At 40.7% G+C, this 734-nt stretch carries 1 protein-coding gene and 1 pseudogene; both read left to right on the forward strand.

Features of this window, described 5'->3' with window-relative positions; translation table 11 throughout:
• Positions 1-483, forward strand: a pseudogene (locus ACYVRH_RS13815) (class I SAM-dependent methyltransferase); the annotation flags it as partial.
• 17 nt (positions 484-500) lie between these two features.
• A partial coding sequence (locus ACYVRH_RS13820) for a helix-turn-helix transcriptional regulator (protein WP_461257464.1) occupies positions 501-734 on the forward strand: 234 nt, incomplete at its 3' end.

Genomic DNA, 734 nt, shown 5'->3' on the forward strand with positions numbered 1-734 from the left:
ACTTACTTGAATTGGGCGCGGGAAAATTTTTCGCTTAATAATTTTGCCGCCGACATGCTTCAGATTTGGGATTTTTTCAAAGGCGAAGGCAAGGCGGAGAATAGCGATACGAACCGCGCCCACAAACTTATCCGCGCCGATGTTCTTGAGTTTTTAGAAAAAGCGATAATTGCGAAAAAACAATGGGATATTATCGTACTTGATCCCCCGGGTTTTTCCAATTCAAAAAAGATGACGGAGCATTTTGATTTACAGCGCGATTTAACGGAATTGCTTGGCAAATGTTTAAAACTGCTTACTCCAACAGGAAAATTATTCTTAAGCGTAAATATAAAGCGTTCCCCTCCCACTGCAATTGAACTTGAAGACACTTTGCGTCAATACGCGTCAAATTTGCACATAACAGATTTGGGAGAGAAACTAATAGACGAAGATTTTAAGGGGAGAAAACACCCCAAAGCGTTTCTTATTATGGCTATTTAAGACATTCCCAGAAAGAAATAGCCAAAAGGCTTAATATTAGTCATTCCACCGTAGATTTTCACCGTACCAATTTGTATAAAAAGTTGGGCGTTCATAATATCAAGGAATTGTTTGCTAAATACTCAACCAACGACAAAGACGCCTCTTCCGAACCGGAAGCCGCGCCCCCTGCTGCAGAAGCAAAGAAGCGTAAGAAATTTAAGTTGTTGCTTCCTGTTGGAATAGCGGTTCTTGCTCTTTCAGTGTTGTTC

It is taken from the genome of Treponema sp. R80B11-R83G3 (assembly GCF_054786115.1).